The sequence below is a fragment of the Flavobacterium sp. genome (assembly GCF_044368625.1).
GTDB lineage: Bacteria > Bacteroidota > Bacteroidia > Flavobacteriales > Flavobacteriaceae > Flavobacterium.
In genome coordinates this window covers 1-10,287 of record NZ_JBIPPD010000119.1, presented here as the reverse complement: position 1 = coordinate 10,287, position 10,287 = coordinate 1, and the positions used below count along the sequence as shown (strand labels likewise).

At 37.1% G+C, this 10,287-nt stretch carries 8 protein-coding genes and 1 pseudogene; all 9 read left to right on the top strand.

Annotation, left to right across the window (positions count from 1 at the left end):
* On the top strand, nt 1–1,387 hold a 1,387-nt coding region (gene guaA / locus ACIQ2X_RS09970), incomplete at its 5' end, for a glutamine-hydrolyzing GMP synthase (RefSeq protein ID WP_396178781.1).
* 68 nt (nt 1,388–1,455) lie between these two features.
* Nucleotides 1,456–3,384 carry a LysM peptidoglycan-binding domain-containing protein gene (locus ACIQ2X_RS09965; RefSeq protein WP_396178780.1) on the top strand — a complete coding sequence of 643 codons (1,929 nt, stop codon included), beginning with the start codon at nt 1,456–1,458 and terminating at the stop codon, nt 3,382–3,384.
* Nucleotide 3,385: 1 nt separating this feature from the next.
* Nucleotides 3,386–3,787 (top strand): OsmC family protein, encoded by a 402-nt coding sequence (locus ACIQ2X_RS09960; protein WP_396178779.1) that lies wholly within the window; start codon nt 3,386–3,388, stop codon nt 3,785–3,787.
* 1 nt (nt 3,788) lies between these two features.
* On the top strand, nt 3,789–4,016 hold the full coding sequence (locus ACIQ2X_RS09955; protein WP_396178778.1) for a DUF3820 family protein: 228 nt from the start codon (nt 3,789–3,791) through the stop codon (nt 4,014–4,016).
* A 150-nt stretch (nt 4,017–4,166) separates the two neighbouring features.
* Nucleotides 4,167–4,592 carry a hypothetical protein gene (locus ACIQ2X_RS09950; RefSeq protein WP_396178777.1) on the top strand — a complete coding sequence of 142 codons (426 nt, stop codon included), beginning with the start codon at nt 4,167–4,169 and terminating at the stop codon, nt 4,590–4,592.
* Nucleotides 4,507–4,776 (top strand): annotated as a pseudogene (locus tag ACIQ2X_RS09945) (ice-binding family protein); the annotation flags it as partial. The gene ACIQ2X_RS09950 and the pseudogene ACIQ2X_RS09945, both read left to right, overlap by 86 nt.
* A complete protein-coding gene (locus tag ACIQ2X_RS09940; protein WP_396178782.1) occupies nt 4,774–5,787 on the top strand; it encodes an ice-binding family protein in 1,014 nt (337 codons plus the stop codon). The pseudogene ACIQ2X_RS09945 and the gene ACIQ2X_RS09940, both read left to right, overlap by 3 nt.
* Before the next feature lie 248 nt (nt 5,788–6,035).
* Complete coding sequence (locus ACIQ2X_RS09935) at nt 6,036–7,649, top strand: CTP synthase (protein ID WP_396178776.1); 1,614 nt, start codon at nt 6,036–6,038, stop codon at nt 7,647–7,649.
* Between the two features lie 45 nt (nt 7,650–7,694).
* Nucleotides 7,695–9,599: a membrane protein insertase YidC gene (yidC, locus tag ACIQ2X_RS09930; protein ID WP_396178775.1), complete on the top strand. Its 1,905-nt coding sequence runs from the start codon at nt 7,695–7,697 to the stop codon at nt 9,597–9,599.
* Nucleotides 9,600–10,287 lie beyond the last annotated feature (688 nt).

Here is a 10,287-nt window from a genome sequence, read left to right as displayed (position 1 = left end):
CTTATCCGGTAGCCCGTTTTCGGTTCGTGCCGAAGATGCACCCCATCCCGATTTGTCGCAAATACGTGGTAAAATGCCACTTCTGGCTGTGTGTTATGGAGCTCAATATTTGGCCCATTTCAGCGGTGGCGAAGTCGCTCCGTCCAATACCAGAGAATACGGAAGAGCAAATTTGTCTTTCATCAAAGAAGGAGAAGTTTTCTTTGAAGGCGTTTCTGAAAATTCACAAGTATGGATGAGTCATTCGGATACGGTAAAAACACTTCCCACAAACGGCATAAAACTAGCCAGCACCCACGATGTAGAAAATGCGGCGTATCGAATTGAAGGCGAAACGACCTATGCAATTCAATTTCACCCAGAAGTGTATCATTCTACGGATGGTAAACAAATATTAGAAAACTTCTTGGTAAAAATTGCTGAAGTTCCTCAAAACTTTACACCAAATGCTTTCGTGGAAGAAATGGTGGCAGAATTAAAGGAGAAAGTGGGTAATGATAAAGTAGTTTTAGGACTTTCTGGCGGTGTAGATTCTACTGTTGCCGCGGTTTTATTGCACCAAGCCATTGGCGCCAACTTGCATTGCATCTTCGTGAACAACGGTCTTTTACGCAAAAACGAATTCGAAAGTGTCTTGGAACAATACAAAGGAATGGGTTTAAATGTAAAAGGAGTCGATGCTACGGAACGCTTTTTGAGTGAATTGGCTGGAATCAGCGACCCTGAAACCAAACGTAAGACCATCGGACGTGTTTTTATTGAAGTTTTTGACGACGAATCTAAAATCAGCGACGAGGTAAAATGGCTGGCTCAAGGAACGATTTATCCTGATGTGATTGAGTCGGTTTCTGTAAAAGGACCTTCGGCAACGATTAAATCGCATCATAACGTAGGAGGTTTGCCTGATTTTATGAAATTGAAAATCGTTGAACCGCTTCGCATGTTATTCAAAGACGAAGTTAGAAGAGTAGGAGCGACTTTAGGAATTGACGCAGCATTATTAGGTCGTCATCCGTTTCCAGGACCGGGGCTTTCGATTCGTATTTTAGGGGATATTACACCAGAGAAAGTACAGATTTTACAAGATGTGGACGCTGTTTTTATCGACGGATTGAAATCTTGGGGATTGTACGACAAAGTTTGGCAAGCCGGAGCGATTTTGCTTCCTGTAAATAGTGTAGGAGTGATGGGGGACGAACGGACGTACGAGAAAGTAGTTGCGTTAAGAGCCGTAGAATCAACCGACGGAATGACAGCGGATTGGGTACATTTGCCTTACGATTTCTTGATGAAAGTGTCAAACGATATTATCAATAAAGTAAAAGGAGTGAATAGAGTAGTGTACGATATTAGCTCCAAACCACCTGCAACGATTGAGTGGGAATAAATAATTGATTATAGCGTTTCTATTTTTAGTAAATTTAGAAACGCTAATTTTTTAAAAATAGATGGATTATGAAGAAGTTATTGCTGTTTTTAGTATGTCTTGGAATGAGTGTTGGCGTTTTTGCACAGCAAAATTTTATTAAACATAAAGTGGAAGCGGGCGAAACGGTTACTAAAATCGCACAGAAATATCAGATAACGCCTGCAATTATTTTCAAACTCAATCCCGATGCTCAAAACGGTTTGAAACCTGATATGTTGTTACTTATTCCCAAAGGTAACGGTATTATTATTCGGGAAACAGAACCAACTATTTCCGAAAAAAAGACGCATGTAGTTTCTGCCAAAGAGACCATTTATAGCTTGACCAAACTTTATAACGTAACCGAAGACGAACTCGAAAAATCGAATCCTGGAATTCTTGCTAATGGTTTGAAAATTGGCGACCCCATCGTGATTCCGTCAAAAAAAGCGATTGTAACTACTTCCAAAATACAAAATACCAGTTCGACAAGTGCTCAAACCCATGTGGTAGAACCTAAGGAAACCTTGTATTCTATTTCGAAATTATATAATGTAGCCATTGAAGATTTGCAACAGTTGAATCCCGAAATTAAAGACGGTTTGCAAATTGGATTTTCGCTAAAAATTCCAAAGGAAAAGACCGAAAAAGCCAATAGCATTGATGTCAAGCCAAATGTGGCAATCATTTCCGTTCCCACAAAACCGAATATGATTTCGTATCAAGTAAAACCCAAGGAAACACTGTACGGAATTGCAACTTCTTCGGGTTTTTCGCAAGAAGAATTAATTGCTTTAAATCCGGTGTTAAAAGAGGGCGTCAAAGAGGGAATGATTTTGTATTTTCCAGCCAAATCAAAAAGCAGTTTGCTTTCCGGTCCTAAACGATATACCGATTTGACACAATCATTAAAAACTTCGAAACGAAAAAATTTAGTATTGCTTTTGCCGTTTAACATTTCAAAAATTGAAAGCGATACGAGTTCGGTTCGAAATCGGATTAGAAACGATAAGTTTTTGAACATGACTCTTGACTTTTATTCAGGAGCTTTGATAGCGATAGATTCAGCCAAAGCATTGGGATTGAACGTGGATGTTAAAATATTTGACTCTCAAGAAACCAAAAATTCTTCGAATATTGCTTCTATTTTTAAACAAAGTAATTTTATTGGAACCGATCTTGTGATAGGACCGTTTTATCAAAGCAATGTAGAAAGCGCGGCTCAAATATTGATGAAAGACAGCATCAGTATTATTTCGCCATTATCAAAAGAAACTTCCATAGTGCTGCCGAACGTGATTCAAACCATTCCTTCTGATGATTTTATGAAGGATAAAATGTTTGAGTTTATGAAAACCGATACTACTAATATAATCGGCGTCATTGATACAAAAAAATTGTCAACCCGAAAATATTTATCTGAAAATCAGCCTTCCGTGAAGTTGGTTAATTTTGAAACCATCGAAACTACCAACAACGGCATCAAATCGCTTTTAGTGAAAGGGAAGAAGAATTATGTAGTAATGGATACTGAAAATACGTATCGTATAAAAATGATTATCACCACTTTGCTTTCAATGCAGGTTGAATATGACGTGCAGTTGGTAATTTTAGATCCCAATCCTAAACTGGATTCGGATGAAATTAAAATCGAAAGTTTGGCACAATTGCATTTGATGTATCCATCCGTTGGAAAACAAGTAACGCAAAACGAGAAATCGTATTTTACACAAAAATACCGACAACTCAATATGATTTCGCCTAATCCTTATGCCGTTCGTGGTTTTGATATTATGTTTGATGCCTTACTCCGTTTGTCTCAGGAAATGGAATTTAAAAAAACCTTGACGGCAGTAAACACTGAACAGTTTGAGAACAGATTTGCTTATGCAAAAAGAACGGACAAAGGTTTTAAAAATACTGGATTTTACATTTTATATTACGACAACGATTTGTCTATAAAAACTGCTAATTAATATGACTTCAAAAGTAACTTACCTCGGCGAATTGCGAACTTCGTCGACACATATTCAATCAGGAACCGAAATTATTTCGGACGCTCCTACAGACAATAACGGTAAAGGCGAAGCTTTTTCGCCAACTGATACCGTTGCGAATGGTTTAGCGAGTTGCATGATGACGGTTATGGGAATTAAAGCCAGAGATTTACACGTTGAATTAAAAAATTCGACTGCAGAGGTTACCAAAATTATGGGAACAGAACCTCGAAGAATCACCGAAATACATGTGAAATTTGAAATGTCTGTTGCTGCGGATCAACGCACTCGACTAATTTTAGAGCGAACCGCGATGACTTGTCCGGTTTTGAATAGTTTGCATCCCGATATTAAAAAAGAAGTCACTTTTAAATGGAACTAAATTGACCGACCAAGAAAAGCTCATCAAACTAGCCCATACTAAAATGCCCTTCGGAAAATACGAAGGGCGTTTTCTTATTGACCTACCCGAATATTATGTGGTTTGGTACAGCAACAAAGGTTTTCCAAAAGGCGAATTGGGTTTGCAATTGCAATTGATTTATGAATTAAAACTCAACGGTCTGGAAGATTTGATTCGGAATATCAAGAAAAAATATCCCAAACCGTAGTAAATACGTTGTTTCATAAGTAATGCTTTGTATTTAAAACACTACTAAAATCGTATAACATTTGTACTAAATAGAATAACTTTTATTGGATGTTTGAGCATCACCTTTGACGAGAGTAAATAACAATTACGTTATTTTATATCCAATAAAATGAAAACAAAATTACCCAAAATCGCAACACTTTTACTATCTACCCTACTGAGTATTTGTGCGAGCGCTCAGGCGCCAACATTGGGATCTGCAGCAAACTTTGTTCTATTTTCTTCAAATGGCGCGGTTACCTCAAATGCAACAAACAGTTTATTGACACACCTAACAGGAAACGTTGGGACCAACACTTCTGGCGGAACTTCAACCGGTTTTGGAAATGTAAACGGAAACATCGAAGATAATAATAGTGTCAGTCAATTAGCAGTAGCCGATTTATTGATTGCTTATAATCAATTAAATGCATTGATTCCGAATTATTTTCCAGCAGCTCTTTTAGGAAATGGAGCTTCTCTTAATCCAAGGTGTTTATTTCATCAACAGTCAAGCCGTATTAAACGGGAATCTTACTTTAAATGGTCAAGGTGATCCCAACGCACTTTTTGTGTTTAAAATTTAAGGTGCGTTTTCTACAAATGCTTTATCCGAAATCATTTTGATCAATGGAGCAAAGGCATGTAACGTTTTCTGGAAAGTCGAAGGTTTAGTAGACATGGCAACTGGAACTAAAATGCGAGGTACCGTCGTAGCCAACAATGCTGCAATTTTAATGGATATTAATGCTACACTCGAAGGGCGATTGTTGACCACTACAGGTGCCGTGACTGTAAACGGAATTGATGCCAAACTGCCTCTAGGTTGTGGAAGTCCAGTTTTAACAGGTCCATTGGCTCCTGATTTAGGAACAACGATTTGTTATGCTGTTTTTTCAGGAATTGATAGTGTAACCAATTCAGGAATTACAAATTTGATGGGTGATGTAGGTACAAACTCAGGTTTAACAGCTGGTTTTAACAGTGCAAATGTGGATGGTACAATTCACCCCATTCCAGACGCATCAACTGCAGCTTGTGCCGAAGATTTATTAGAAGTTAGAACGTACTTAAATACACTTCCGGAAGATATTGAATTGTTATATCCAGCTCAATTTGGAAACGATTTGCTTTTAACACCCCACACGTATTTATTAAATGGTTCCACTGTATTAACGAATAATTTGTTTTTGGATGCTCAAGGAAATTCGGATGCGGTTTTTGTTATCAAAATTTTTGGAGCATTATCAACAAGTACGTATGCTAAAGTCATGCTGGTAAATGGAACCCAAGCTAAAAACATCTATTGGATTGTAAACGGTGCAATCGCCATCAATGACTATTCAGAATTTAAAGGCACAATGATTGCCAATAATGGAGCGGTAAACATAGGTACAGGTGCTCAAGTTGACGGTAGAGTAATGACTACAAATGGTGCTGTAACTACATTTTCTACTACGGTTAATATGACTTCAGGATGTGAAACATTAAGTGTTGGCGATGTAGAACCAATCAAAAATAATATTTTGATTTATCCAAATCCATTCAAAAATACATTTACTGTTCAAGCTAATGAAAACAACATCAATAGTGACTTTAGTGTTTATGACATGCTAGGTAAATTGATTATCCAGAAAAAAATTAATCAAAGTGCAACGCTTATCGACATAAACGTTGTACCTGGAATCTACATCTATCATTACAAGAACGACGCTGGTGTACTTCAAACAGGCAAGTTGATTGCAAACTAATCAACTTTCAATATTTTAAAAAGCCCTCTCGTGATTCAGTTCACCAGAGGGTTTTTCATTTATAAATACTTGAGTAAAATGAACGTTATCATAAACCATCAAATTATCACATTTACAAATTAGATAATTTACCAATTGTCTAATTCACAAATTATCTAATTATCTAATTCACAAATTATCTAATTGACTAATAAAATTCGTACTTTTGCCACGTTTTTTACACAACTGCAACTACAAACAATAACACAATGAATCAAACAAAATATATTTTTGTAACCGGTGGAGTGACCTCTTCGTTAGGAAAAGGAATTATCGCTGCATCATTAGCAAAATTATTACAAGCGAGAGGATACCGAGCCACCATTCAAAAATTTGATCCGTACATTAATGTTGATCCAGGGACGCTGAACCCTTATGAACACGGCGAATGTTACGTGACCGACGACGGAGCGGAAACCGATTTGGATTTGGGTCATTACGAGCGTTTTTTGAATTTCCCTACTTCACAAGCCAATAACGTTACTACTGGAAGAGTCTATCTATCGGTTATAGAAAAAGAGCGAAGAGGCGAATTTTTAGGCAAAACGGTACAAGTCGTTCCACACATTACCAACGAAATTAAAGAGCGTATGCAGTTGCTTGGCAATACCGGTGATTACGATATTGTGATTACCGAAATTGGAGGAACTGTTGGTGATATCGAAAGTTTGCCTTACATCGAATCGGTACGTCAATTGCTTTGGGAATTAGGGGAAAACAACGGGATTGTGATTCACCTGACTTTAGTCCCGTATTTGGCCGCTGCCGGAGAATTGAAAACCAAACCCACACAACATTCCGTAAAAACTTTAATGGAAAGCGGAATCAAAGCCGATATTTTAGTGTGTCGTACCGAACATGAAATTTCAGATGAGCTTCGTCAAAAGTTGGCCTTGTTTTGCAATGTAAAACGCGAAGCGGTAATTCAATCCATCGATGCTTCTACCATCTATGAAGTACCCAATTTGATGTTAGAAGAAGGTTTGGATGTGGTAGCATTAAAAAAATTAAACTTACCAAAAAAAGCTACTCCGGATTTAAAAAATTGGAATGTTTTTTTACACCGATTGAAAAACCCAAAACACGTGGTAAACATCGGATTAATAGGCAAATATGTCGAGTTGCAAGATTCGTATAAGTCGATATTAGAAGCATTTATTCATGCAGGAGCGGCAAATGAAACCAAAGTAAACGTAGTTTCGGTTCATTCGGAATACATTGATGCTGCAAATGTTGCCGAAAAATTTAAGGAATTGGACGGGATATTAGTCGCACCTGGTTTTGGAGAACGCGGGATTGAAGGAAAAATTGAAGCTGTTCGTTATGCCCGCGAAAATAACATCCCATTTTTAGGAATTTGTTTGGGAATGCAAATGGCTGTTATCGAGTATGCACGAAATGTTCTTGGTTACAAAGATGCCAATTCAACTGAAATGAATGGCGGAACTTCTCATCCAGTTATCGACTTGATGGAAGAACAAAAAACCATTACCGATAAAGGCGGAACGATGCGTTTGGGCGCCTGGAAATGCGACATCAAAGAAAATACATTGGCACATAAAATTTACAACAGTTCTAGTATTTTAGAACGTCACCGTCACCGATATGAATTCAACGGCGACTATCTTTCTGAATTGGAAAAAGCAGGTCTACAAGCCTCTGGTGTAAATCCAGATACGGGTTTGGTGGAAATTGTCGAAATCGAAAAGCATCCGTTTTTCATTGGCGTGCAATACCATCCCGAATATAAAAGTACGGTGGCCAATCCGCATCCTTTGTTTGTGAATTTTGTTGCCGCAACCGTGAAAGCAAAACAAAAATAATTTAAATAAGTACAATTGATAGCCAAACTATCGTAAAGAAGCACAATGGAAGAAAAAAAATTTGACCTCAATTCCATCATCGGGTTTGCCCTGATTTTTGGAATTTTAATGTGGATAATGTATCAAAATCAGCCAACTGAACAAGAAGTGGCTGCCGAGAAAGCAAAGAAAGAACAAGTAGAAAAAGCAGCTAAAACACCAACTCCAGTTGCTTTGCCAATTGCTGCAATTGCTGATACTACAAAAACCGATTCACTTCAACTGGAAAAGCTGAAAGGCGCTTTAGGAAATTTTGCATACTCTGCGACATTGCCTTCTGCAAAAAACAATTTTACTACCATAGAAAACAATTTGCTTTCGCTAAAAATAGCTAACAAAGGTGGTTATATAGTCGATGCAACTCTCAAAAAGTTTGAGCAATTTGAGAAAGGTTCTGGAAGTTTGGTAAAAATCATTCAAGAAAACAACGCAAGTTTAAACTTGAAATTACAAACCAAAGACAACCGTTCTTTAGACACGAAAGACTTGTATTTTGAACCTACTTTAACCAAAGAAGGAGCCAATCAAGTGTTGACGATGCGTTTGAAATCGGCTGCTGATGCATATATGGAATACCGATACGTCTTGAAACCAGACGAATACATGCTCGATTTTTCGATTCGCTCACAAGGAATGAATTCGGTGTTAAATGCTTCGAAACCAATGGATTTGGAGTGGGACTTGCAAACCTACCGCAATGAAAAAAGTGTCACCTATGAAAACCGTTATGCCGAAATCGTTTACGAATACGAAGACGGTAAAGATTCCTATACAAGCCAAAGTGAAGTAACTACAGACGATGCTGAAAAAGTAACCTACATTGCTTACAAACAGCACTTTTTTACCTCAATTTTATTAACCGATACGCCTTTTGCTACCGCAAAAATGACTTCGGAAAATTTGGTTAAAGACGAAGAAATAGATACCACTTTTACCAAAAAATTCAGTTCAATTGTTCCACTTGCATTTACAGGTGGCGAAATAAACTACAAAATGAACTGGTATTACGGCCCAGCCGATTACCGAATTTTAAACAATTACGAGCGTAATTTAGATGAAATTATTCCATTAGGTTGGGGAATTTTTGGGTGGATCAATCGCTATGTGTTTATTCCAACCTATGATTTGTTGAGTTCATTTATCGGTTCTTTCGGTATTGTAATCATCGTGTTTACTATTTTAGTGCGATTGGTAATGTCGCCTATCACTTACAAATCGTATTTGTCTCAAGCAAAAATGAAAGTCTTACGACCAGAAATTGCCGAATTGAATGAAAAGTACAAAAATGATGCTATGAAAAAGCAACAGGAAACCATGAAATTGTACGGAAAAGCAGGAGTGAATCCAATGGCGGGTTGTATTCCAGCTTTGTTGCAAATCCCGGTATTTTATGCTTTGTTTCAATTTTTTCCTTCCGCGATTGACTTGCGTCAAAAGAGTTTCCTTTGGGCCAACGATTTGTCATCATTTGATGCGGTCTTGCATTTGCCATTTTACATTCCATTTTATGGGAATCACGTGAGTTTGTTCCCAATTTTAGCTTCGGTCGCTATTTTCTTTTACATGAAAATGACAACAGGTGACCAACAAATGGCAGCTCCAACTCAAGAAGGAATGCCTGATATGGGAAAAATCATGAAAATTATGATTTACATTTCGCCATTAATGATGTTGTTTTTCTTTAACAATTATGCGTCTGGACTGAGTTTGTATTACTTTGTTTCCAATACCATCACTATCGGAATTATGTTGGTAATTAAAAACTATATTGTAGATAATGACAAGATTCATGCTAAAATTCAAGAGAATAAAGCAAAGCCTAAAGCAGAAGGAAAGTTTCAACGTAAAATGCGTGAAATGATGGAACAAGCCGAAGCTCAAAAAGCAGAACAGAAGAAAGGGAAGAAATAAAATAGAGTTAGTTTTGCATCACTCTTTCAAGGGTAGTAACAGCACTTTTTTTTTATTTTAGGGCGTGCCACCAAAAAATCCAGATTGAAATCCGTCTTTTAAGAGCCGGTTTCAATCTGGATTTTTCGCTGTCGGGCAGTCCGTTCCCGCTTTTTTTGCTTTGCAGAAAGCAGTCTCAGGCAAGAGATTGCTTTCTACAAAGCAAAAAAGAGCTCCACTTCCTTCCCTCACGCAAAAAAAAACGGCACTTCATCACGTCACAATTTTACCAACTAATTGTTTTAATCTCTAGTGTTTAGTTTTGCAAATCTTTAAACAAGCAGCACGTTTAATTAATCGGTAGGTGTGTAGTTGAGGTAAAATTGTTTCTGTTTTATAACTGTATCTAATCAAAATTAAAACACTTTAAAAAACAGTGTACTGGTAAAACGATCATCTTTTAAACAGACTATTTATATAAGCTATTATCATCTCCAACAATAGTGGTTTTCTATTCAATAAATTCAGTGTCATATTGGCTAAACTCAAAAAAATAGCGCATATTGCTTGAAGCAGTTTTTGGATAAATCGTAATTAAAAATCAAAAAAAACTTTCAAAAAAGGCAACTCGAATTTATAAGTAGATTTCTCAAAATTGTATTAGTTGTATGCCTTAGTTGATTCCTTACGCAATCTTTCTGGTGGTTTA